Source organism: Histophilus somni (assembly GCF_014202395.1).
GTDB classification, from domain to species: domain Bacteria; phylum Pseudomonadota; class Gammaproteobacteria; order Enterobacterales; family Pasteurellaceae; genus Histophilus; species Histophilus somni.
This window is the reverse complement of sequence record NZ_JACHGQ010000002.1, coordinates 1-25808: the sequence shown is the minus strand read 5'-3', so window position 1 is coordinate 25808 and position 25808 is coordinate 1. Positions and strand designations below refer to the sequence as shown.

General features: G+C 38.6%; 11 protein-coding genes. 5 read left to right on the top strand and 6 right to left on the bottom strand.

All coding sequences use genetic code 11. The features are described 5' to 3' along the window. Positions 1-25: 25 nt before the first annotated feature. Both clpB and HNR69_RS01255 read right to left on the bottom strand, forming a co-directional pair. On the bottom strand, positions 26-2596 hold the full coding sequence (gene clpB, locus HNR69_RS01260; RefSeq protein ID WP_012341496.1) for an ATP-dependent chaperone ClpB: 2571 nt from the start codon (positions 2594-2596) through the stop codon (positions 26-28). Between the two features lie 183 nt (positions 2597-2779). Next, positions 2780-3241 (bottom strand): DMT family transporter, encoded by a 462-nt coding sequence (locus HNR69_RS01255; RefSeq protein WP_012341507.1) that lies wholly within the window; start codon positions 3239-3241, stop codon positions 2780-2782. A gap of 183 nt (positions 3242-3424) precedes the next feature. On the opposite strand from HNR69_RS01255, the gene HNR69_RS01250 reads away from it, so the two are divergent. The 3 genes from HNR69_RS01250 to HNR69_RS01240 are packed head-to-tail and all read left to right on the top strand — an operon-like array spanning position 3425 to position 6811. Then, a complete protein-coding gene (locus HNR69_RS01250; protein ID WP_012341518.1) occupies positions 3425-3682 on the top strand; it encodes an oxaloacetate decarboxylase subunit gamma in 258 nt (85 codons plus the stop codon). 12 nt (positions 3683-3694) lie between these two features. Then, entirely contained in the window at positions 3695-5494 is a 1800-nt protein-coding gene (oadA, locus tag HNR69_RS01245) for a sodium-extruding oxaloacetate decarboxylase subunit alpha (RefSeq protein WP_136122300.1), read from the top strand. Between the two features lie 12 nt (positions 5495-5506). Next, positions 5507-6811: a sodium ion-translocating decarboxylase subunit beta gene (locus tag HNR69_RS01240; protein WP_136122301.1), complete on the top strand. Its 1305-nt coding sequence runs from the start codon at positions 5507-5509 to the stop codon at positions 6809-6811. A 72-nt stretch (positions 6812-6883) separates the two neighbouring features. Here HNR69_RS01240 and tal read toward each other — a convergent pair whose 3' ends face one another. Beyond that, positions 6884-7837, bottom strand: coding sequence for a transaldolase (tal, locus tag HNR69_RS01235; protein WP_075294018.1), 954 nt, complete (start codon positions 7835-7837; stop codon positions 6884-6886). A gap of 187 nt (positions 7838-8024) precedes the next feature. On the opposite strand from tal, the gene lptD reads away from it, so the two are divergent. After that, complete coding sequence (gene lptD, locus HNR69_RS01230) at positions 8025-10370, top strand: LPS assembly protein LptD (RefSeq protein WP_075294017.1); 2346 nt, start codon at positions 8025-8027, stop codon at positions 10368-10370. A 76-nt stretch (positions 10371-10446) separates the two neighbouring features. Here lptD and fbaA read toward each other — a convergent pair whose 3' ends face one another. Both fbaA and pgk read right to left on the bottom strand, forming a co-directional pair. Further along, entirely contained in the window at positions 10447-11526 is a 1080-nt protein-coding gene (fbaA, locus tag HNR69_RS01225; protein ID WP_075294016.1) for a class II fructose-bisphosphate aldolase, read from the bottom strand. A 91-nt stretch (positions 11527-11617) separates the two neighbouring features. Then, positions 11618-12787 carry a phosphoglycerate kinase gene (gene pgk, locus HNR69_RS01220; RefSeq protein ID WP_012341575.1) on the bottom strand — a complete coding sequence of 390 codons (1170 nt, stop codon included), beginning with the start codon at positions 12785-12787 and terminating at the stop codon, positions 11618-11620. Between the two features lie 238 nt (positions 12788-13025). Between pgk and HNR69_RS01215 the strand changes: the two genes are divergently transcribed. Further along, on the top strand, positions 13026-13286 hold the full coding sequence (locus HNR69_RS01215; protein ID WP_011608361.1) for a YfhL family 4Fe-4S dicluster ferredoxin: 261 nt from the start codon (positions 13026-13028) through the stop codon (positions 13284-13286). Between the two features lie 46 nt (positions 13287-13332). Here HNR69_RS01215 and HNR69_RS01210 read toward each other — a convergent pair whose 3' ends face one another. Then, the gene (locus HNR69_RS01210) at positions 13333-25584 is read right to left on the bottom strand and encodes a YadA-like family protein (protein WP_183405638.1); all 12252 of its coding nucleotides are present in this window, start codon (positions 25582-25584) and stop codon (positions 13333-13335) included. Positions 25585-25808 lie beyond the last annotated feature (224 nt).

Sequence of the window (25808 nt, the reverse complement as noted above, 5' to 3'; positions counted from 1 at the left end):
CCGGGTTTAATTTAGCTAAAATGAACTACTGTTTTGCAACAACCTTCCCATCAACATAATCCACAATGACTTTTTTACCCGGTAATAATTGCCCTGATAAAATTTGTTGTGCTAATGGATTTTCAATTTCTTGTTGAATAGCACGTTTTAATGGTCTTGCTCCATAGATCACATCGTAGCCAACTTCACCAATAAAATCTAAAGTTGCATCGGTAAATTCAAGTTGATAACCATGAGTTTCCATACGTTTCACTAAGCGTTGTAATTGAATAGTGGCAATGGCACGAATATTTTCTTTAGCTAATGGATGGAATACCACAGTTTCATCAATACGGTTGATGAATTCAGGTCGGAAATGTTGCCCTACAACTGACATAACAACTTCTTTCATCGCATTATAATCCAACTCTTTATTGCCTTGAATTAAATCAGAGCCTAAATTTGAAGTCATAATCACTACGGTATTACGGAAATCAACCGTTCTACCCTGTCCATCGGTTAAACGTCCGTCATCTAACACTTGCAATAAAATATTAAAGACATCGCTATGGGCTTTTTCTACTTCATCAAGCAAAATTACGGAATACGGACGGCGACGAACGGCTTCGGTTAAATAACCGCCTTCTTCATAACCAACATAGCCCGGAGGTGCACCGACTAAACGTGAAACGCTATGTTTTTCCATAAACTCAGACATATCAATACGCACCATGGCATTTTCATCATCAAACATAAAGTTAGCAAGCGTTTTACAAAGTTCGGTTTTCCCTACGCCCGTTGGTCCTAAGAACAAGAATGAGCCAATAGGACGATTTGGATCAGATAATCCGGCACGACTACGACGAATAGCATTTGCGACAGCAACAACCGCCTCTGATTGTCCTACAACACGCTTATGCAATTCTTGTTCCATACGCAATAATTTATCTTTTTCGCCCTCCATCATTTTTGCAACAGGAATGCCTGTCGCACGTGAAAGCACTTCAGCGATTTCCTCATCGGTAACACGATTTCGCAATAAAGTCATCTCTTTTCCTTCCGCACTTTCAGCTTGTGCAAGCTGTTTTTCCAGCTCAGGAATACGACCATACTGCAACTCAGACATTTTCGCAAAATCACTGATTCGGCGAGCTTGCTCCATTTGAATTTTGGCATTGTCCAGCTCTGCCTTGATGTGTTGAGCACCCGAAAGTGCGGCTTTTTCCGCCTTCCAAACGTCTTCCAACTCCGCATATTCACGTTCTTTTTCACCAAGCTCTTCCTCAAGAAGATCCAAACGCTTGCGACTTGCTTCATCATCTTCTTTTTGTAACGCTTGTTGTTCCAATTTTAATTGAATAATACGGCGTTCTAACCTATCTAAAGGTTGTGGCTTACTATCAATTTCCATACGAATACTTGAGGCTGCCTCATCAATTAAATCAATAGCTTTATCCGGTAATTGACGATCGGAAATATAACGATGAGAAAGGGTCGCTGCCGCAACAATTGCCGGATCGGTAATTTGCACATGGTGATGAATTTCATACCGCTCTTTTAACCCACGTAAAATGGCAATCGTATCTTCAACTGTCGGCTCACCAACAAATACCTTTTGGAAACGGCGTTCAAGTGCGGCATCTTTTTCAATATATTGGCGATATTCATCTAAAGTTGTTGCACCTACACAATGCAGTTCACCACGAGCTAAACTTGGCTTTAACAAATTTCCCGCATCCATTGCCCCGTCAGTTTTTCCCGCACCTACCATAGTGTGAATTTCATCAATAAATAAAATCACACGCCCTTCTTCTTGAGCTAATTCTTTGAGAACCGCTTTTAAACGCTCTTCAAATTCACCACGATATTTGGCTCCCGCAATTAACGCTCCCATATCCAGAGAAAGAACACGTTTTCCTTTTAAGCCTTCAGGTACTTCACCGTTTACGATACGTTGTGCCAACCCTTCCACAATCGCTGTTTTACCTACACCCGGTTCCCCAATTAATACTGGATTATTTTTTGTACGACGTTGTAAAACCTGAATGGCACGGCGAATTTCTTCATCACGCCCGATAACAGGATCCAATTTTCCACTTTCTGCCCGTGCAGTTAAATCAATAGTATATTTTTCTAATGCCTGACGATTTTCTTCCGCACCTTGTTCATTCACTTTTTCGCCTCCTCGCAATTTATCAATGGCTTGTAGTAAATTTTCTTGTTTTATACCGCACTTTTTCAAACTTTCACTTAAAGCACCTTTATCTTCAAGAATTGCTAATAAAAATAATTCAGAGGAAATAAATTTATCTTGCCGTTGTTGTGCCAGTTTGTCGCATAAATTTAATAATTTGACCAAACTTCTGGAAACCTGAATATCCCCATTATTCCCCGAAACTTGTGGTAAACGGCTCAATTCTGCAGCTAAGTCATTATGCAATAATGCTAAATTTCCCCCACTTGCTGTTAATAATGGCGGGATTGAACCATCTTGCTGATTTAAAAGTGCGGTCATTAAATGAACTGGTTCAATAAATTGATGGTCTTTTCCTATGGCTAAAGATTGAGCTTCAGCAATAGCTTGTTGAAATTTAGTCGTAAGTTTATCTATGTTCATAATCTCTCCTAAAATTAATTTCTGCGTTTCATCGTAAAAATTAACCACATAATGAAACGCCTTCTATTCGCTCACTAGTTAAGTAAGATTAAACAACGATATTTCAAGTAGAAAAGTAAAATAAATTTAGTAAAACCTATTAATTAAATGAATTTTAATAGGTTTTACAATAAATAGAGGGCATTAATGAAAAAGTTTTTTCCCAAAGAAAAATAACAATAAACCGAAACCGATGACAACAAAACCGATAAGTTGCCAAACATTTACCGCTCTTTGCGTCATTCCGATTAAACCGAAATGATCAATGATCAAAGCAGTCAGTAATTGACCGACAATAATAAAGAACAGCATATTGGTGACGCCGATTTTGGGTGCAAGAAAGATAGTGGTAAATACCGCTAATGCACCTAATAAACCGCCGATGAGTTTCCATAAGGGTTGTTTAGGGACTTGTTGTAGTGCTGAAAATAAATCCATTTTCCACCAGCAAATGAAAAATAACGCTATCGTTCCCATCGCAAAGGAAACAAAGGCTGCAAAGACAGGTTGTCCCGAGAGAGATTGTGCTAACTGAGTATTAATTGCCGCTTGTGCGGCTAATGCGATCCCTGCACATAATGCAATTAATATAAATGGAAGTAACATTTTTATTATCCTTTAAAAAATTCAGTGAAATGAATTGCATTCTATACTTTTCAAGCAAAGATACAAAAGCTAAAATGTCGCAATAATATAAATCCTATAACATGTGCTCCAAGTTCAAACTTTTTCCATAAAAAATGTATGATAGACATGTTATTAAACTAAATAGCTTTTAAGGGAATAATTATGACAAACACAAACGTACAACTCATACAAGAAGGCGTAAATCTAATGCTTTCCGGTATGGGCTTTGTTTTAGTCTTTTTATTAATTTTAATTTTTGCTATAAAACTGATGTCTAAACTTATCGGTTACTTTTCATCTGAACCAACCCTTCCTCAGCAAGCGTTTATTCCTACAACAGAATTAAATGATTTAGAGCGTTTACGTCCGGTTATTGTAGCAGCAATAGCACATCACCGTCGTCAACAAAATTTACAATAACGGAGAATATAAATGGCTACTCACGAGAAAAAAATTTCTATAACTGACGTGGTTTTGCGTGATGCACACCAATCCCTTTTTGCTACACGTTTACGCCTTGATGATATGCTACCTATTGCCGCCGAACTGGATAAAATCGGCTACTGGTCGCTTGAGGCTTGGGGAGGTGCAACTTTTGATGCTTGTATTCGCTTTTTAGGGGAAGATCCTTGGGTTCGTTTACGTGAGTTGAAAAAAGCTATTCCGAACACGCCTTTGCAAATGTTATTACGTGGGCAGAATTTATTGGGCTATCGTCATTATGCTGATGATGTTGTAAATAAATTTGTTGAACGTGCTGTTGCAAATGGGATGAGCGTATTTCGTGTATTCGATGCCATGAATGATCCAAGAAATATGCAACAAGCGTTAAGAGCGGTGCGTAAAAATGGCGGACATGCACAAGGTACATTGAGTTATACAACAAGTCCGGTGCATACTTTAGAAACGTGGTTAGATACCACAGAGCAATTGTTAGAAATCGGGATCGACTCGCTGGTCATTAAGGATATGTCCGGAATTTTATCTCCTGTCGAGGCATACAAATTAGTCAGCGAAATCAAAAAACGCTACGATGTGCGTTTACATATGCACTGTCATTCAACGACAGGTATGGCGGAAATGGCATTACTCAAAGCCATAGAAGCAGGTGCGGATGGCATTGACACAGCAATTTCCTCTATGAGCGGTACTTACGGACATCCGGCAACAGAGGCATTAGTAGCTACATTAGATAACACACAGTACGATACCGGATTAAGTATTCCACAACTTGAGCGTATTGCTGATTATTTCCGTAATGTACGCAAAAAATACGCTAAATTTGAAGGGCAATTGAGAGGCGTGGATAGCCGTATTTTAGTTGCTCAAGTACCGGGAGGAATGCTGACTAATTTAGAAAATCAACTCAAACAACAAAATGCTTCAGATAAACTGGATAAAGTTTTGCAGGAAATTCCAAAAGTGCGGGCTGATTTAGGCTATATTCCGCTAGTTACACCAACCTCACAAATTGTCGGGACTCAAGCAGTGATTAATGTATTAATGGGTGAGCGTTATAAAACCATCGCAAAAGAAACCGCAGGTATTTTGAAAGGGGAATATGGTCGCACCCCGGCACCGGTAAATGCAGAATTACAAGCAAAAGTCTTAGCGGGTGAGCAACCTATTACTGATCGTCCGGCAGATCATCTTGCACCGGAAATGGATAAACTATCCACAGAAATAAAACGAATGGTAAAAGAAAAAGGTATTCAACTTGCAGAGAATGAAATTGATGATGTATTAATTGTTGCACTTTTCCCTCAAGTTGGATTGAAATTCTTAGAAAATCGAGGTAATCCGAATGCTTTTGAGCCGGTACCAACCAACGAAGTAAAAACAAGTGAAAAACCGACCGCACTTTCAAGTAGAAATGATAGTGCTGTTTACACGGTTGAGGTAGAGGGAAAATCTTTTGTAGTGAAAGTTACTGAAGGCGGTGATATTAGTCATATTACACCTGTCTCGACCGCACCTAGCACACAATCAACAGAATCGGCAACAAGTGCAACTACAAAAAATATACCGGTAAATGCACCTATGGCTGGAAATATCTGGAAAGTACTGGTAAAAGAAGGACAACAAGTTGCGGAAGGAGAAGCCTTGCTCATTTTAGAAGCAATGAAAATGGAAACAGAAATTCGAGCCGCTACCTCAGGAACTGTACAGGGTATAAAAGTGAAAGCGGGTGATACTGTGGCTGTGGGTGATATCTTATTAACTTTAGCGTAATCGGAGATTAGTATGGAAAGTATTCTCGCCCTATTACAAGGAACAGGCATTATGCATTTAAGTTGGGGGCAGGCAATTATGCTTGTCATCAGCTTGCTCTTACTCTACCTTGCAGTTGTGAAAAAATTTGAACCGCTCTTATTGCTACCGATTGGATTTGGGGGACTTTTATCCAATATTCCTGAAGCGAATATGGCGTTTTCGGCACTGGAAAATTTACTTCATAGCAATAACAACCAACATTTATCTACGCTTGCAAATTTACTGCATAGCGATACCGACGTACAGGCAATAAAACAGGTACTGGAAAAAGCACCGGCGTTGTTACATGTGCAAGCAGAATTATTAGCGAAAGATTTAGGCTATACCGATGGTGTGTTGTCCACTTTTTATGATGTCGCCATTAATTCAGGTGCCGCACCATTGATTATCTTTATGGGGGTTGGTGCAATGACGGATTTTGGTCCATTGCTTGCTAATCCAAAAACTTTATTACTGGGTGCGGCTGCACAATTCGGAATTTTTGCCACTGTGCTAGGGGCGTTAGCATTAAACGGGTTAGGGATCATTGAATTTACCTTGCCTCAAGCTGCGGCAATAGGGATTATTGGTGGTGCTGATGGTCCAACCGCTATTTATCTGGCAAGTAAACTTGCCCCTGAATTATTGGGGGCTATCGCCGTTGCTGCTTATTCCTATATGGCATTAGTCCCACTTATCCAACCGCCAATAATGCGTCTTTTAACCACTAAACAAGAGCGTAAAATTAAAATGGTGCAACTGCGTAATGTCAGTAATCGGGAAAAAATCTTGTTCCCGATCGTGTTATTGGTGCTTGTTGCTTTATTATTGCCTGATGCAGCACCGTTATTAGGAATGTTTTGCTTTGGTAATTTAATGAGAGTAAGTGGGGTAGTTGAGCGTTTAAGTGATACTGCACAAAATGCCTTAATCAATATTGTAACAATTTTCCTCGGATTATCCGTTGGTGCAAAATTAGTTGCAGATAAATTCCTACAACCGCAAACGTTAGGTATCTTATTGCTCGGCATAATCGCTTTCGCCATAGGGACAGCGAGTGGCGTCCTAATGGCAAAATTGATGAACTGCTTTAGTAAAGATAAAATCAATCCGCTTATCGGTTCGGCAGGTGTTTCCGCCGTGCCAATGGCGGCTCGAGTATCGAATAAATTAGGCTTAGAGGCTGATCATCAGAACTTTTTATTAATGCACGCAATGGGACCAAACGTTGCCGGCGTGATCGGATCCGCCATTGCAGCAGGCGTGATGTTAAAATATATTGCAGCAACGATGTAAAAATCATTCCCTTAAGATTGAAAATAAAAATAAGGACGAAAATTTTCGTCCTTATTCATTTTTAATACAATGTTAGAATTTCTCTAGTAACATTTTTTCCAATTTTTCTTGGTCAATAGCAAATTTACGGATACCGTCAGCTAATTTCTCAACTGCCATTGGATCGCTATTGTGTTGCCAATAAAATTGGCTTTCGGTTAACGGTTGAGGTTTTGCTTTAACTTCACCTTTAAACGCTAATTTACGCACAAGTGCGGTGCTATTTTCTTGTAATTCTTTTAATAATGCCGGTGCAATAGTCAAACGATCGCAACCTGCCAATTCAGTAATTTCACCTACATTACGGAAACTTGCTCCCATAACAACAGTGTTATAACCGTATTGTTTATAGTAATTGTAAATTTTTGTAACAGAAATGACGCCCGGATCTTCCGCCGGTGCATATTCTTTCTTATCACTGTTTGCTTTATACCAGTCAAGAATACGTCCTACAAAAGGTGAAATTAAATAAACACCTGCTTCAGCACAAGCTCGAGCCTGTGCTTCAGAGAACAATAGCGTTAAGTTACAATTAATCCCTTCTTTTTCAAGAATTTCTGCAGCACGAATACCTTGCCATGTAGAAGCAATTTTGATCAAAATACGATCGTTGCTAATACCTGCTTCGTTATAAAGTGCGATAAGTTTACGTGCTTTTTCTACCGTTGCTTGTGTATCATAAGAAAGACGGGCATCTACTTCAGTAGAAATACGTCCCGGAACAATTTTTAAAATTTCTAAACCGATATTTACTGCCAGTTTGTCTTCTGCATCAATTAGTTGCTGTGTTTTATCCGCACTTTTTGCTTTCGCATAAGCAATCGCTTCATCAATTAATGGAGCATATTGCGGTAATGATGATGCACTTAAAATTAAAGAGGGATTTGTGGTTGCATCTTGCGGTTGATATTTTTTAATCGCATCAATATCTCCCGTATCGGCAACTACCACGGTCATATTACGCAAAGCGTCTAATTGTGTTGTCATAGTCTTTCCTTTTATTTAGCTATAAAGAATTGAACTCGCATACAATACCATATCTTTGAAATTATGAAATCATTATTTTACTTTTAAGCGCACAGAATAAGTATATTCTTCACCTTATTTATAATGCTTTTTAGCACAATTTTATTTATAATCGAGGGCAATTTTTGGCAAACAAAATAGCTCAACAATGAAAAAAAATTATTACACTGTACTTTCTCTGTCAATTTTGACCGCACTTTATAGCACGTCCAGTCAAGCGAACTTACAACAGCAATGTTTGATCGGTGTTCCTCATTTTCAAGGTGAAATCGTTCAAGGCGATCCCAATGAATTGCCGGTTTATATTGAAGCGGATCACGCCAAAATGAATCAATCGACACATGCTCAATACGAAGGAAATGTTAATGTTAAACAGGGCAACCGTCATTTAACAGCGGGAATGATTGAAATTGAGCAACACGGAAAAGATAATGCGAAACGTTATGCGTATGCTAAAAATGGGTTTGACTACAAAGATAATTTAATTCAGCTCAATGGTGATAATGCTAAAATTCACCTTGATAGCAAAGATGCCAATATCCAAGATGCAGATTATCAATTGGTTGGACGACAAGGGCGGGGAACTGCTGATGAAGTTGAACTTCGTGAACATTATCGAGTGATGAAAAATGCAACCTTCACATCTTGTTTGCCTAATAGCGAAGCTTGGTCAATTGAGGCTAAGGAAATGCGTCAACATATTCAAGAAGAATATGCGGAAATGTGGCATGCTCGTTTTAAAGTATCCGGTATCCCTATTTTCTACACGCCTTACTTACAATTACCTATCGGTGATCGCCGTCGATCCGGATTACTTATTCCCAAAGCAGGTATCTCAACTCGGCATGGTTATTGGTATGCACAACCGTTTTATTGGAATATAGCACCAAACTTTGATGCGACATTTACCCCTAAATATATGTCTCATCGAGGTTGGCAATTAAATGCAGAAACTCGCTATCTGACTCGTATCGGTGAGGGAAAATTTGTCGTTGAATACTTAAAAACAGATCGTCATTCTGACTATTTAAATACGGCTCGTTCACGTCATCTCTTTTATTGGGGACATAATTCTCATTTTCTAAAAGATTGGCGTTTAAATGTAAATTATACAAAAGTAAGCGATAAACATTATTTCAATGATTTTGAGTCTGAATATGGAAACAGTACAGACGGATATGTAGATCAACAGGCGAGCATTTCTTACTATCAACCGAATTACAACCTTTCTATTTCAGCGAAACAATTCCAAATTTTCGATAAAGTAGATATTGGACCTTATCGTGCGTTGCCACAAATTGATTTTAATTATTATCGCAACGAAATTGCTAATGGCTTAGTTGACTTTAGTTTATTTTCACAAGTAGTTCGTTTTGATAATGACAGTGCGTTAATGCCAACTGCTTGGCGTTTCCATATAGAACCGAGTTTGACTTTTCCACTTTCCAATCGTTACGGCAGTTTAAATATTGAAACTAAACTTTACGCAACACGCTATCTACAAAAACGAGGTAAAGGAGAAAATGCAGAAGAGATTAAAAAAACGGTTAATCGTGTTTTACCACAAATCAAGCTGGATTTTCAAACGGTCTTAGCAAATAGACAAAGTTTCATTGAAGGTTATACCCAAACTCTTGAGCCAAGATTTCAATATTTGTACCGCCCTTATAAAGATCAGTCGGATATTGGTCTAAAACAACAAAATAATGATTACTTAGGTTTCGGTTACGACTCAACTTTATTACAACAGGATTATTTTTCTTTGTTTCGAGATCGCCGTTATAGCGGTTTAGATCGCATAGTTTCAGCAAATCAAATTACTCTTGGTGGAACGACCAGATTTTATGATAAAAATGCAAATGAACGCTTTAACTTATCTATTGGACAAATTTATTACCTTAAAGACTCTCGCACAGATAATAATCCAAAAAATACGGCTCAAGGCAGATCTTCTTCCTGGTCTTTAGAAAGTAACTGGCGTATCAATAGCAAATGGAATTGGCGTGGAAGTTATCAATATGACACACATTTAAACCAAACATCTTTGGCAAATACCGTCTTAGAATACAATCCGGAGAAAAACAACTTAATCCAGCTCAGTTATCGCTATGTTAACCAATCTTATATCAATCAAAATTTGAAAGGTAGAAATACTTATCAGCAAAGTATAAAACAACTTGGTATGACAACAGCTTGGGAGCTAACTGATCATTGGACACTGGTTGGTCGCTATTATCAAGATCTCGCATTGAAAAAGCCGGTTGAACAATATTTGGGAATACAATATAACTCTTGTTGCTGGTCTATAGGTGTTGGAGCAAGACGTTATGTAACCAATAGAGCAAATCAACGCAATGATGAAGTGCTTTATGATAATAGCTTAAGCCTCACTTTTGAGTTACGTGGATTATCTCCTTCGGATCATAAAAATAATATAGATGAAATGCTGAAAAAAGGAAAACTGCCTTATATTAAAGCCTTTAGTCTATACTAACGTTCAAATTTAACGAAACACACCAAAAAACAAACCGCACATTAAGTGCGGTTTTCTTTTAGATTATGTTGAAAAATTACAGTACATCAACACAGTTCAAATCTTCGAAAGATTTTTCTAACCGTTTAGACATAGATTCTTCTGCTTTGCGTAACCAAACTCGAGGATCATAGTATTTTTTATTCGGTGCATCAGGTCCTTCCGGATTACCTAATTGACCTTGTAAATAAGCTTCATTTGCTTTATAGAAGTTTAAAACGCCTTCCCAAGTTGCCCATTGAGTATCCGTGTCAATATTCATTTTAATTGCACCGTAGCTGATCGCTTCACGAATTTCTTCCGTTGAAGAACCTGAACCGCCATGGAATACGAAGTCTAATGATTTCGCCGGAAGATTACGTTCTTTAGAAACAAATTCTTGTGATGCACCTAAAATAGACGGTTTTAATTTTACGTTGCCCGGTTTATATACCCCGTGAACATTACCAAATGCTGCTGCGATAGTAAAACGTGGACTGATTGGACTTAATTGATCGTAAACAAAAAGGACATCTTCCGGCTGAGTATAAAGTTTAGATTCATCAACATCTGAGTTATCTACACCATCTTCTTCACCGCCGGTAATACCGATTTCGATTTCCAATGTCATCCCCATTTTATCCATGCGGGCAAGGTATTCACGACAAATTGCCATATTCTCTGCCATTGGCTCTTCGGATAAATCAATCATGTGAGATGAGAACAATGGTTTGCCTGTTTCAGCAAAGTGTTTCTCGCCTGCTTCCAATAAACCGTCAATCCAAGGAAGTAATTTTTTTGCCGCATGGTCGGTATGAAGAATAACCGGAACACCATATTCTGCCGCTAATGTATGAACATGTTTAGCAGCCGCAATTGCACCTAATACATCCGGACGAATACCGCTAGCCGGTTTAATTCCTTTTCCTGCATAAAACGCCGCACCGCCGTTTGAGAATTGAATAATAACAGGTGCTTTTACTCGTGCAGCGGTTTCTAATACTGCATTCACAGAATCTGTCCCAACACAGTTTACTGCCGGAATTGCAAAGTTATTTGCTTTTGCGTAAGCAAATACTTTTTGAACGTCGTTACCGGTTAATACACCAGGTTTTACAATGTCTAGTAATTTTGCCATTTTTATATTTCCTATATAACGTGCAATTCTTGCACTACTAAAAATTAAATCAATCTACAACGTAAAGTATAATGCTTTTCACTTTACAAAATTAACCATTTGCTCGTTTTTCTAAAATTTCAACCGCTGGTAATACTTTGCCCTCTACAAACTCTAAGAATGCACCGCCACCGGTCGAAATATAAGAAATTTTATCTTTGATACCGAATAAATCAATCGCCGCCAAAGTATCACCACCACCGGCAATAGAGAAAGCACCATTTGCGGTTGCTTCAGCAATCGCATTAGAAACGATTTCAGTACCTTTACGAAAGTTAGGGAATTCAAAGACCCCCACAGGACCATTCCAAAGAATAGTTTTTGCATTGCGGATAATATCAGCCAATTGCTCTGCTGATTTATCACCAATATCAAAAATGGATTCTTCTCCGGAAACGTCGGCTACACTTTTTTCTGTTGATAGTGCGGTTTCTGAAAATTCAGTGCCCACACGCACATCAACTGGAACAGGAATATTCGTTACTTTTGATAAACGTTGTGCTTCAGGAATTAAATCCGCTTCATATAAGGATTTACCCACATTATGCCCCTCTGCAGCAATGAAAGTATTCGCAATACCGCCACCAACAATCAGTTGGTCAGCAATTTTTGATAAGCTGTCCAAGACAGTTAATTTAGTGGATACTTTTGAACCTCCCACAATCGCTAACATTGGACGCTGAGGCTCTTTTAATGCTTTACCTAACGCCTCTAATTCCGCCGCTAATAATGGACCGGCACAAGCAACAGGGGCAAACTCTGCTACACCGTAAGTTGAGGCTTGTGCACGGTGAGCCGTACCGAAAGCATCCATAACAAATACATCACAAAGTGCGGCATATTTTTTACTTAATTCCGGATCATTTTTCTTCTCACCTTTATTCACACGTACGTTTTCAAGAACAACAATTTCACCTTCATTGACTTCTACACCGTTTAGATAATCTTGCGCTAAACGAACATTAAAACCGGCACCTTTCAAATAATCAACAACAGGCTGTAATGAATCTTCAGGTTTAAATTCCCCCTCTGTCGGACGACCTAAATGAGAAGTTACCATCACTTTAGCACCTTTCTCAAGTGCAAGTTTTAACGTAGGAATAGTTGCTTTGATACGTGCATCGGAAGTGACTTTCCCCTCTTTTACCGGCACATTTAAATCTGCACGAATAAATACTCTCTTACCTGCTAAATCTAGGTCGGTCATTTTAATTACTGACATAATTCACCCCTTATATTGGTTAAAATTGATAAAAACTACCGCACATTATACCTAGTTATGAACAGGTTGTAACGAACTAGATCAAATTGGCTTTAATATCTTGTTGCATAAATTAAATCATTAACAAAAAACTCACGTTTCTATTAATAATAATTCAATCCGGAATAACTGAAATCCCTATTCAGTTTTCAACGGATATTCTTTATAATCAGCCCTTTTTACAACAGAGTTAAAGGACATGGCGTTACTCATCACTGATAAATGTACAAATTGCGATATGTGTTTACCGGAATGCCCTAATGATGCCATTTCAATTGGTGATGAAATTTACATTATCGATCCTCATCTTTGTACGGAATGTGTGGGACATTATGATACGCCTACCTGTCAAAACGTCTGCCCCATTACCAACTGCATTAAAACCGATCCGGAACATATTGAAACGGAAGAACAACTTTGGGAACGTTTTGTTTTAATTCATCATGCAGACAAAATATAAAAAAAGGGCGTATAAACGCCCTTTTTTGATGGATAGCAATCAAGAATTACCAGCTATAACCGATACCTGCACCCACAGAAGTTTTCTTATCGCCATGTCCTAAGCTGAACTTAACGCTAAGTTTACCGTTATCGGACACTCTGGAATAACCTACCGCAAAGGCTTGACTCCCCATATAGTTACCGGTCGCCAAACTTAACGTACTTTTACCCGGTAATATATTGATCGGTAAGTTCGCTTGTGCAACAGCTTGTGCCACACCCGCACGCATATTGCGATCATTATTGTTCATTTGTGTCCGCAGTTCATTGTTTTTGGTATCCACGTAGTTTTTGTTTACTACCACATGACCATCTGCATTAGGTTTAATATTCGGCACGGTGATAACCCCTTTTGTACCATCAATGTGAATCTGACCGTCTGCACCGTTCACTGTCAATCCGTTTTTATTCAGCTCGGTACTTAGTGCGGTCGCTTGGGTTGAACTGTCCGCAAAACGGATACCACCTGCGGTCATCACAGCCTTATCGCTTTTGTTTTTATCTTCCAACACCACCGCTTCCGCTCCATAAGTTGCAGATTTGGCTTTATCATCAGTGCCATCTTTGCCTTTATTGACCACTCTCAAGCCGTTGCTGTCTAAAGTAGATTTTCTACCCTCAACTTCACGGGTTTCAAAAGAGGTCATATTTTTCAACTGATCGGACAATTTAACTTCTAAGCCTTTGCCGTCTTGTGCCATTTCCACTTTGATATTGCCGGTAGCAGTGCGGTTGCTGTTAAATGTTCCCTCGCCTGTGATGGACAGGGTTTCACTCAGCTGTTTACGCACTTCCACGCCGTCATTGCCTTTAAACTTCAAGCCGGATTTTGCCACCGCTTGCAAATCGCCAATAGTAGCGACATTGCTTAACTCGGCTTGGCTATCCGATTCAACCAGTTCTTCGACTTTTGCCATCGCCTCGGAAAAAGCGTTATAGTCCCCATTTGCTTCGATTAACTCGTTGCGTGCCGATTTTACGGCTTCTTTGGCGTCATCTTTATCCTTTTTGGAAGCTGATAATTGCGTTTTGTATTTTTCCAAATCCTCATGCATTTTTTCTTTAGCTTTTCCATCAGGCATGGTATCCACTGTTTGTTTTAAACTGTCTACCATTAACTGTAAATCAGCAAATTTTTCTGCTTTCTCAGAAAAATCTTTCATTTTTTCACCTAATGCCGTCACTTTTTCACTCACTTCCTCAGCAAGCTGATTAAGTTTTTCTTTTTGTTCGTCTGCTGGTGTTGTAATACCCAAACCACTCGCCACATTGCTAATCCCGATAGGTGCGGTGGTCGGTTCGGCTTTAATCACGACTTGTTTCTTCTCTTCCTCAGAAAGTTTTTCAGCAGGTTTGTCTGCTTTGTGGAAACTGCCATCAGCCCCTTTCACGACTTTTTCATTGCCTAAATAAAAATCAAACGGGCGATTATTGTTTAAGTCGGATACTTTTTCATCCACATAGTTTTTATTCGCTGCAAGGGTGCCGTCTGTTTCCTCCGGTTTAATATCAGCAAGACCGGTGATTTTGCCGGTGCCTTTTGCATCAGCACCTGTTCCAGCTCCGCTTCCATTTCCGATTTTTGCAAACGCAAGGGTAGCGGATTGACCGTTACCACCATTATTGCCTTGACTGTTTTCACCGTCAGCCACTTTCAAGCTCACGACTTCTTTTGAACCGTCTTTGCCTTTTACAGTCAAGCCGTTTTTACCATAAACGGTATGGGTTTTGTCGCCGTTAGCTGCCTCTTTATCGCCCACGGTTAAGCCGTCTTTGTTTAAGGTTGCTTTGCCATCTTTGCTTTGTGGTGTAAGTGAAATACCATCTTTATTGATATTTACTTCAGTACCTTGATTGCCAACTTGGAATGTCGCACCTTTCTCCGCTTCTAACGTAAGTTTGGTGACTTCTGTATTTGAACCAGCACCATTTTCGCCCGTACTTCCGCTTCCGCCTGTACCTGCATTCGCTCCTTTAGACGGTGAGGAAATTGATGTTATATTTTTCAAATCCTCAGTTGTGCCAATGGTTACCATAGCCGTTGTTGTTGGGGTAGTGGTGGTTGGCGTGGTAGTTGGTGTACTTGTTGGCGTTGTCGTAGCCATGCCTGCACCATTTGAACCACCTGACGAAGCCATACTATTTGAACCACCGCCGTTTGAACCTGCACCACCTGATGAACTGCTTGGAGCTGCTGATGATACTGGTGCTGGAGCAGCTGGTGTTGGAGCCGGTGCGGAATCACTCGGACTGGTAGATCCCGTACTTGATGGTGTTGTACCGTTTTTAGCTAAATCTACTTTAATATTCTGACCACTCGTAAATTTCAACGTATCGCCACGACCGATTTCAACAGTTTGACCGCCACCATTTTCAACCTTGAACTTAAAGCTACTTAACGCTTCTTCAAGATAGGATTTGGTAATCAAGTCATTTTCTCCAACTTTGCTATTCTTACCATTCTCATACATTTGTTTTTGAGAAAGCATAACCTTTTCAAACATCGGTGCGTTTTTAAACCCGATTTCGATCTTAGCGTTTCCACTCTCGTTGGTATATCGAGTGATTAAATTATCGCCTTTAAACTCAGCAATATTTGGTTGTGATGAAGTCTCCGCCGGAGCTGGTGTGGATGTCGCCCCTGCCGTATTTGAAGCCAAACGAACAATATTAATGGTTGAGCCGAGATAGTGCGGTGTGTTTTGAGTGCCGTTTGTACTGGCTGGCAAATCCGCATTGAATTTCAAACCCTCGTTGAGTTTAGAAACAGCATTTTTCAAGCCTTCAACGATATTTTTTGGTACAGTTCCATCGTTTCCATTAATGCCTTTTAATTTGAAGTCATCAAAAGTTGGAGCTTTAAAGGTGGTTTTTGAAGTATCAACCTCAATACCCAATTTATTAGCTAAATCCGCCAGTTGTTTACCTGTAACAGCGTCTTTTGATTTATCATCAATTTCACCATTTGTGAGATCTTTGAGTTTTGACTCATTCAGGCTGATTTCTTTTTTAGCTTTTTCTAACGTGATTTTCGCCCCCATTTCATCTTTACCACCCCAGATACTGTTTATATCTTTAAGTTGATTAGCTAGATTATGTTGAATTGAACCATTTTCGGCTACTTTGACTTGAATATTGTCATTTTCACCTTTCTTAAAGTCCAAGCCATCCGTTAGTTTTACGGTTTGTTTTTTATCTGTTGCTCCATTTCCATTCGCTTTATAGGTTATTTTTAATTCATCAACATAGTTTTTATTGACAGCATCATATTTATTTTTTGGGGTATCTACATATATAATTCTTCTTTGTTTTCCAACGTCAGGTCCACCTACAGACACAGTATTTGCTTCTCCTGTTGAACCATTACCCAATATAACCGCATCGTGAATTTTATCATCCGCCGTTATCTTAGAACCGATAGCGACGACATCTCTACCTTTGATATTATTTTCCGATCCCAATACATAGGATTGTGCATTGGATACCTCATTTTTTTCGCCGATAGCCACTGATGATTGCCCTGAAACTTTAGTTCCTGTTCCGATGGCGATACCGTCTTTTTCGGTAACATCAGAGCCTTTACCGATAGAGATTGCTCCGTTATTTTTCGCTCCGGAATTTTGACCAATAGCAACCGCTCCGACATTTTGAGCGATGGCTTTATCCCCCACCGCAATTGAGCCTTCGCCATCTGCCTTGGTTTCCGGATTATCGGAAATTTTAACGGATTTATTCCCCGTGCCTTTTAGGTATTCTATCACCGCATCAGCCTGTACTAATTCTGTTGAACTTTTTTCAGTATCGCCAAGTTTGATTTCAGCAATACCGACATTTTTGCCAAATGTTTTTCTGCCAGTTTTTTTGGTTTCTTCGTCTTTTCCGATATTCTCACCAGTGACTTTTAAGAAGTCTGTTTCTAATTTTGCGGTCGGTGTGTACTCTTTCAATTTCTCCGCTACCGCTTTAGAAGTCACGACTTTTTCATCGCTGTCAGAAACCGTGGTTGCTTTATTTAATTTCAGCGTAAGTGTACCCGCACTTTGAGGATTGTTACCATTAGATGGTGCTAATGATACGGTGATGTCTTTTTGTGTGGCTTCTGCCATACCATCGGCTTTTACCTTACTTGTTGAACTATCAATGGTCAACGTACCGCTTAATTGTAATGTGGTTGAGCTTGGGGAGCTACCATTATCATTCCCCTTGAATGTCAATCCACCATTAACTGCGGTGATTAACTGATTAATAGCCTCTTTAAAAGTTGTAGGACCTGTATTGCTATTAGTTGTACCACCAGTTGAACTTGTACCACCTTTTATCGGGTTAAATGATGGTGTTGTAAACGTAGTTTTACCTGAGCTATCAACATCAACCCCTAAATGAGTAGCTAAAGCATGCAGTTGTTTACCCGTAATGGCTTCAGTTGAATTAGTATCAATTTTTCCATCTGCCACATTTGAGATTTTCACGGTTTTAGCATTTCCGGCTCCATTCGTTGGTGTAAAGGTCAACGCATTTCCGCCAACTTTTAATTCCGCGGTGTTTCCGGTGCCATTTTTAAACACTAAGGCGTTACTATCATCTTTACCGATGGTAGACAAGCCGGTGGCTTTGACAGTATTACCATTTGCTGTGTCCTTTGCAAACGTAACAGTTGAGCCGTTTTCCGGGCTTAACTCGATTTTTTGAGTGCCGTTATTAGTAACTTTAATACTACCCTTATTTTTACCAGCACTTAACGTTGCACTAGTACCATCTAAAGTAACGTTTGAGCCGTCTTTCGTGCTTTCTAAGGTTGCAGTGTTTTCGGTGAGTTTTAACGATCCTTTATCCTCTTTAGCTGTAATGGTTACTGCTTTATCTTTTAATTCCACTTTGGAATTACCGCTAGCACTTTCTAAGGTCGCTTTGTCGGCTTCAAGTTTCAACGCAGCTTTGCCTGATTCTTTATTAATTTCAGAAACACCGCTAAATTTACCATCGGCTAGGGTAACCTCTGAACTACCTGCTTTGAAGCTAATTTTGTCCTTGCTTCCATTACTTCCGCTTAAAGTAATTTTCGCATTATCGCCATTACCAATAGATTTAATACCTGTTAAAGTATCAGACAAGCCAATTTCCAGTCCATCGTTTGCTGTATTTTTAGACACTTTAATATTATTTTTAGTGGTTGTTATTGAGTTAGCACCACTTCCTTTGCCCACAATTTTCAACGTCTCACCGAGTTTGCGAGTAACTTTATTACTACTTCCATCATTCCCCTCAAATGAAAGTCCTTTTTCCACAAGGGCTTTAGCGACTTCGGACAGGTCTTTGACATTGACGGCGTTAGTGGATTTAATGTTACTGCCATTATCAAGAGTTCCCGCGAGGACTTTTTTAATAATGTCGGCATTTCCGTTTCCAGTACCAGCATCTTTCAACCCTAAACCGCTTGCAAGGTTGGTGAGTTTTTTGCTACCTAAATCTAAACCCTCATTGCCAAAGGTAAATTCTCCGCCATCTGCGGTGATTTTGACATTCGGGGTTGAACCATTACCACCGCTTGCAGTGCTATTAAATTCAATCTTCGGAGTCGTGCCACGGTCACCTTTACCTGCAATCGAAGTGATATTTTTCAGATCGGCATTTAATTTATGCGTAATCGCACCGCCAGCCTCTGCTGTGACAGTGATGTTATCATCATTTTTAAAATCAAGACCTTCGGAAAGTTTAACTTTATTATCACCTGCTCCATTAGCCTTGTATTTTATCTCTTGGTTGGCAATCGCTTGCTCGTTTTGAGTCGCTTTACTGTCCACATATTTTTTAGTGGTTAAGGCAGTCTCTGGACTTTTCTCATTTATTTCTTCAGTGACCGTTACTTGTTTAAAAGATGGTTTATCTTTTATGCCAATTAAAAGCTCTTTTGTATTTGGTTGATATGATGTTTTAATATTATCGCTACTAAATCCATCATCACTGGTTGATTTTTTATCGATATTCCCTGCTTTAATGTGTAAGGTATCCCCCAGTTGAAGCGTGCCTGTTGCTGTACCATCGCCCACGACCAGTCCTTTATTCACCGCGACGATCAAATCATCGATTGCCCCTTTAAAGGTGGTTTTTCCTTGATTTTTTTGATCGTGATAATTTATTTTTGCAAATTTAGGTTCATCAAATCCGGTTTTAGAGGTAGCACTAACTGCAACACCCAATTTGCCTGCCAAATCATGCAATTGTTTTCCGGTAATCGCCTCATTTGAAGCACCGTCAATTTGCCCGTCTCCCAGTCCAGAAATCTTGACCTTATCCGTATCGGATTTTGTCAATGTTAATGCCGCACCTTCTTCAGGCATTAACTTTATTTTCGTATCTGCTAAGGAGATTTTTGTTTTGTCTTTAGCGATAGACTCAATTCCCGTCAATGTTGAACTTAATCCATAAGATATTTTCTTATTAAACTTATCTAATTCAACAGTTAAATTAGAATCTTTTGCTGCAAATTCTAAAGTATTTCCTATTAGGTTATCGCTAGTGGTACCTCCTGCCTTAACCATAAATGTTTTATTAAGTTTATCTTTAATACCTTGATCGAGTTTTGCCTCCGCTATTGTGTTATCTTTTAATTTTGTCCCTGCAATTGAAGCATCTTTTAAACTTAATGACGCATTACCAAATACTTTTCCGCCACCAGTAACTTGAATTTCATCGTTACCAGTTAAAGCATTCAATCCACTTTCAATAACTATTTTAGAAGCCCTGCCGTCACCGTGTTGAACTTTAACATCTCCAGTAACCCCATCAATAGTAATTTTTCCTGTTTTATTTGTAGCACTATGACCACCACTATCTTTTAGAGTGATAGAATTAATGTCTTCTAAGTCTTTATTTAGTGCTACCGTAAATTCTCCCGTCTTATCAGAATTTGTTTTAGATAATGAAACATTAATATTGCTTCCTGATTTAATGACAACTTTTTTGTCGTTCTCGCTATTTTTTCTAACAAAGTCATTATTCATAGTCCCATCACTAAAGGTAATACCTGCCCCATTTACCGAAGTGAGTGCCCCATCAAGAGCAGATAAAGCATCTCCCACTGTCGTATATGATGCCTTATTTCCATTAGCTAGCGTATAAGACGGTGCTGTTACATTTCCGTCTGCACCTATTTTCGCCTCTCCGCCTAAAGCACTCACAACAAAATTGAGTTGCAATTTGTTAATAGCATCATTATCAGATGTACCATTTGCTACGTTGGAAATTTTAACTTTGCCACTAGAACCAGTTAAATTTAAACTGGAACCACCAGCTTTAAGGATTGTCCCGCTATCCGAAAATGCGATTTGATTATTGGTATCTTTACCAATAGATGTAATGCCCGTTAAAGCCTCTTTTAATGTGATACTGACTTTTTTAGCGTTCTTATCCACTGCCGTGGTGATATTTTTAGTATCGCCATTAATATTTAAGACATTGTTCTGTTTATTTAATGTATATACTACGTTATTATTATCCCCCTTAACATCAAAATTAGCGGCGAAATTAGCTAATTTCCCGTCCACATAGGTTTTCGTGGTCAATGTCGTTCCATCACTATTATCCGTAACTGTTCCACTAATTTTGACTTCTTTAAATGTCGGTTTATCTTTGATACCGATTAACAGTTCCTTGCTGGTTGGCTGATAGCTTGTCTTAATATTATCACTGCTATATCCATCTACATTAGATGTCGGTTTATCGATATTCCCCGCTTTAATGTGTAAGGTATCGCCCAGTTGAAGCGTTCCTTTTCCAGCAGGAGTACCGCCATCACTAATGATCAGCCCTTTATTAATCGCTGTTGTATTTTGACCAATGGCATCTTTAAAGGTCATTTCTTTTGATGTTTGAGTATTTGTATTCCCATTATATTTAACAACATCAAAACTTGATTTTTTAAATCCGCTCGTTAGGTCTGCTTTTGCTCCTAATACATTAATAGCTAATTTAGAAAACGCATCTACTACGCCATATAACTGGCTTCCGTTAATAGCGTCGGTGGAGTTTACTTCCACTTTACCCGCAGCAACGTGAGTAATCAGGTGTTCTTTGCCGGTATCGCCAACACTGATCACCGATTTTTTACTCTGCTCTTTGTCATCAGCACTGACACCGCCTGTCCAGTTGAATTTAAGGTTGTCACTGCCGACAGTCACTTTTGCTTCTTTAGGTGCGGTCATTTTATCGACAGGTTTTGCATTTTTACCCAATGCGAGCTTATCGCCATCTACCGTAATCATGCCTAATTTGTTTTTGGTATTTTGGGCAAAACTGAGAGTAATACTTTGTTTATCCTGCTCCACTTTTGTCTCAATTTCATCACTCGTTCCTGCCACTTTAAGTTTTTCGTTTTTCAAATTCACTTTACCGGTCGGACCGCTATTTTTAGAATTATCCGCCTCTAACCCTAAGGTTGTACTAATCTCATCAATTTTCGAATCTAGATAAGTTTTAACCGCTCCGGCGGTGACAACTTTGTCTTTATTGCTATTTGTTGCCGTATTGTCATCAATGCTTGTTGCTTTGTGCAAAGTAAAGGTAATTTCCCCTTTGTTGCTATCAGTCTTAGAAGTCAGATCCGTACCATTGCCTTTAATGGTGAGTTTTTCGCCCAATTTACGGGTGATTTCAGAGCCGGAATTTCCGGCAAATTTCAGTCCTTTTTCCACAATCGCTTTCGCCACGTTGGATAAATCGCTGACATTGACAGCATTTCCTTTAATTGTTGTTATGTAACTGCCATCTAATATTTTTGAAACATTTTCCGGATTTCCGTTCGCTCCCTTAGGTCCATGATGCTGTGTATTTAACCCGCTTTGTAATCGGGTAATTCTTCTATCGGACATATCAAAGCCCGTTCTATCAAATGTATAGTTTGCCCCATTTGATGAAATTGTTACATTTGTCGTTGCATTTGACCCATTTGTGCTATTAAATGCTATCTTGCTATATACAGTATTTTTACCGCTTTTAATCCCTTCTCCAGTAATACTTGCAATGTCTTTTAAGTCTTTATTTAAAGATATTTCCAACTCTTTTTCATTAGTTTTAGCTTCAGTAGTAATATTTTTATGTTGGCTAGCGTCTGCTTTCCCCTTAATATTTAATGCACTTTGAACAATATAGTTTCCCGTATTACCATTTACAGTAAAACTAGTTGCAACATTGGCAAGTTTTCCGTCGACATATTCTTTCGTTGTTAATGTCTTTTTATCGCTTCTATCATTCACAGTGCCACTTATTGTTACTTCTTTAAATACCGGTTTATCTTTGATACCGATTAACAGTTCCTTTCTGGTTGGTTGATAGCTTGTCTTAATATTATCACTGCTAAATCCATCTACATCAGCTTTTGGTTTATCGATATTTCCCGCTTTAATAGTTAACGTCGAACCTAAATTAAGTGTACCTGTATGGCTGTCAGCGTCTTGGATTACAATTCCCTTATTTACCGCTGTAATCAGTTCTTCAATAGCATCTTTAAAAATAGTTTTTTGTTTCTTTTGAGAACCTTTATAGTCAACCGCTGTAAACTTATAACTATCAAATTGCGTGTTATTGGGGGTATTTACTGACACACCTAAAATATCACCCACATTTTTAAGCTGATTCCCCGTAATCGCCTGATCAGAATCTGATTTAATCTCGCCATCTTTCAAATGCCCGAAGCGGATTTTGTCGCCTATGTTTACAAAATTTTTCCCTTTATGATCAAAACTCTCTTCTTTATTGCCTTTTGCACCAACTAATACTTTGTCTTGTGATACTGAACCTAATTCTTTTATTGGTGTTCCATATTTTGTATCTGCCTTATAGAAGTTGCCATCCTCCGCACTTTTAACTAATTTATATAGTTGATTACCCTCTTGCGTATAATAAACGACTAAGCCTTCTCTTTTTACATATTCTAAGGCTTTTAATTGTCCAATCGTCGCCACGTCAGAATCCAACGCACCCGGTGCCACCCCGACAATCCGTCTTAAGCCCAGTTCTTGACTTCCACTGTTACCCTTTGTCCAACCGACTGAAATGATACCCGCTGATTTATCAGTTCTTAAACTATAGCTTGACCCCTCTGGAACATATGGGGTTAAATCAATGGCTTCTTTTCCGGTTAAGGTTGCTGTATTTTTGTTAGCATCCTGATAAAAATATTTTGTATGTGATTTATAGCCCAAGGCGACGGAGTTTTCCATCGTCGCTTCGGTTTCATTACCTAAAGCGATTGCACTTTTTTTACTCGCTTTTGAATTAGTCCCGAAAGCAATTGCATTTTCAGAATTTGCTTCAATTTTTGCATTATCTCCTAAAGCTATCCCTTTTTCAGAATAAACATATGATTCTGTACCTATAGAAATTGCTGACATTTCTAATTCTACTTTTTCAGCCTCAAGTCCAAATTTTCCTTTCTTTAAATTTGCTATTTTTACATTTTTATTTTGACTTTGATTTTCAACTTTTGCACTATTACCTATTAGTATAGATTTTTTTGAATGATCTTTTAAACTTGCAGAATTTCCTAGAACTATACTTTCACTTGATAATCCATGAGAACCATACCCTATTGATATTGTATTGTCTTTTGTAACACCAACTCCGGAACCTATTGCAACTGCTCCTGCACCGATGACATTTATTCCTGTACCGATAGCAACAGAGTTTTCTTTATATACATTAGTACCAATCCCAAGTGCGATGGTATTTCGTGCATATTTACCGATGTTATTTAATGCCCCTAATACTACAGAGTTTGCTCCTCTTACTACTGATGCACTACCTATAGTAATAGTATTATCCCCATTATTTGAAAGATGATATCCTAAAGATATAGAGTGATCTCCTTCTTTAGTTGTTTTATATATTTTACTTGTTGTTTCAATGACTTCATCCCTTTCGTGACTAAAGGCTATTCGTTTTTTGTCGCTAATTACTTTTTCAATTATCTCTGATATTGGATTTTTACTATTACTAGGGTTAGAAGCATTAAAACCAAGTTTGACAATATGATTTTCATCTCCGTATTTTAAATTGTTCTCATCGATTTTAAAAAGGGTGTTATATTCATTATGTCGATCTACTTCTACAACAGGAGATGAATTTTGTGTGTGTTGCATAATGGAATTTTGAAATGTCTCATACCCATTACTTGCGATTAAAGCATTAGATGCTACATTTGACCCTATGGCTATTGATCCAATTCCTACTGCTTTTGATCCTGAACCGAATGTTAATGCACCTTGGTTAGTTGCTTCTGTTTCATTACCTATAGCAAATGAATTCGCAGCAAAAACCCTTGATTCGTCTCCTATAGCAACTCCTCCAGTTGCATCGTCATTAACAAACGCACGAACTCCAACTGCAGTAGAATCATTTGCTAAAGCAAATGATAATGTACCTATAGCTAGTGAAGCATTTCCATAGGCAACAGATCTTGAACCAATGGCTATTGATGCCACGCCTGCTGCGTAAGTAGGAGAATAAATCCGGTTATCTACACCGTTATTTATTCCGTATTTTATCTTAAAGTTCTGTTCATTTAATATATTTTTATAAGTAGTTCCACTATATCTTGTGTTTGTATCATAACCATAGATTTTCATAATGGTTTTTTCAGGTAATTTGTCTCGATATGTATTAGCTATATCATCATTCCCTATTGCAATAGAAGCATAACCAGCAGCCATTACGTCCGATCCTAAAGCAGTTGCTTGTTGCCCTCCAGAATATACATTGTTTCCTATTGCAGTTGTTTGAGAAGCAAGACCTACAGCACCATGGCCTAAAATAGTCATACCTACACCAGTAGATTGATCGTGATTCGTATTCACGCCTGCAGAGTGAGGGCCTATTATTACAGACTTATATACATTAGTATTAACATCTTTATCATATTTACGAGGACTATTTTGAACCTGTGTTAGAAGAGTGTTTTCTCTACCGTTTTTTTTCCAATAATCTGCTTCCCTCCAATTTTCTCGTACACCCGCTGCTCCGGTATTTCCGTCCATATCAATATATGTTATGTCAGCATATGAAACACTGCTCACACCAAGCATCCCCGACATCAACAACACCAACGGTGAAAATTTAAAAATGCCTAAAAAATTACCCAAAAACACACCGCACTTTGGTTTACTCTTCGAACTGCTCGCTATTTGGCGGTTGCTTGCCAACTCAGAAACGGCTTTACATTGACCTGTTGTTACATCGTATTTTGTTTTGAAGATTTTGTTCATAAATTCACTCTCTTTAATCTTTTAAAATTAGGTTTTTTATTGATTTATTTTGTTGATTTTTTTAACTTTTTTATAGTTATTAATGGATTAAAATTTTTGCTTTTTAGGCAGATTAATGAGGTATAAATCGGCGATGCCTTGCTTTTTAAGACAAAGCAGAAAAAGGCGAATAATACTTTCGCCGAAAGGTTGAGGTTGAAATAGGTGATTTTTAAGATATTGTT

Coding starts and splice junctions, on each gene's coding strand:
- clpB (WP_012341496.1), bottom strand. CDS start 2,596: ATGAACATAGATAAACTTACGACTAAATTTCAACAAGCTATTGCTGAA.
- HNR69_RS01255 (WP_012341507.1), bottom strand. CDS start 3,241: ATGTTACTTCCATTTATATTAATTGCATTATGTGCAGGGATCGCATTA.
- HNR69_RS01250 (WP_012341518.1), top strand. CDS start 3,425: ATGACAAACACAAACGTACAACTCATACAAGAAGGCGTAAATCTAATG.
- oadA (WP_136122300.1), top strand. CDS start 3,695: ATGGCTACTCACGAGAAAAAAATTTCTATAACTGACGTGGTTTTGCGT.
- HNR69_RS01240 (WP_136122301.1), top strand. CDS start 5,507: ATGGAAAGTATTCTCGCCCTATTACAAGGAACAGGCATTATGCATTTA.
- tal (WP_075294018.1), bottom strand. CDS start 7,837: ATGACAACACAATTAGACGCTTTGCGTAATATGACCGTGGTAGTTGCC.
- lptD (WP_075294017.1), top strand. CDS start 8,025: ATGAAAAAAAATTATTACACTGTACTTTCTCTGTCAATTTTGACCGCA.
- fbaA (WP_075294016.1), bottom strand. CDS start 11,526: ATGGCAAAATTACTAGACATTGTAAAACCTGGTGTATTAACCGGTAAC.
- pgk (WP_012341575.1), bottom strand. CDS start 12,787: ATGTCAGTAATTAAAATGACCGACCTAGATTTAGCAGGTAAGAGAGTA.
- HNR69_RS01215 (WP_011608361.1), top strand. CDS start 13,026: ATGGCGTTACTCATCACTGATAAATGTACAAATTGCGATATGTGTTTA.
- HNR69_RS01210 (WP_183405638.1), bottom strand. CDS start 25,584: ATGAACAAAATCTTCAAAACAAAATACGATGTAACAACAGGTCAATGT.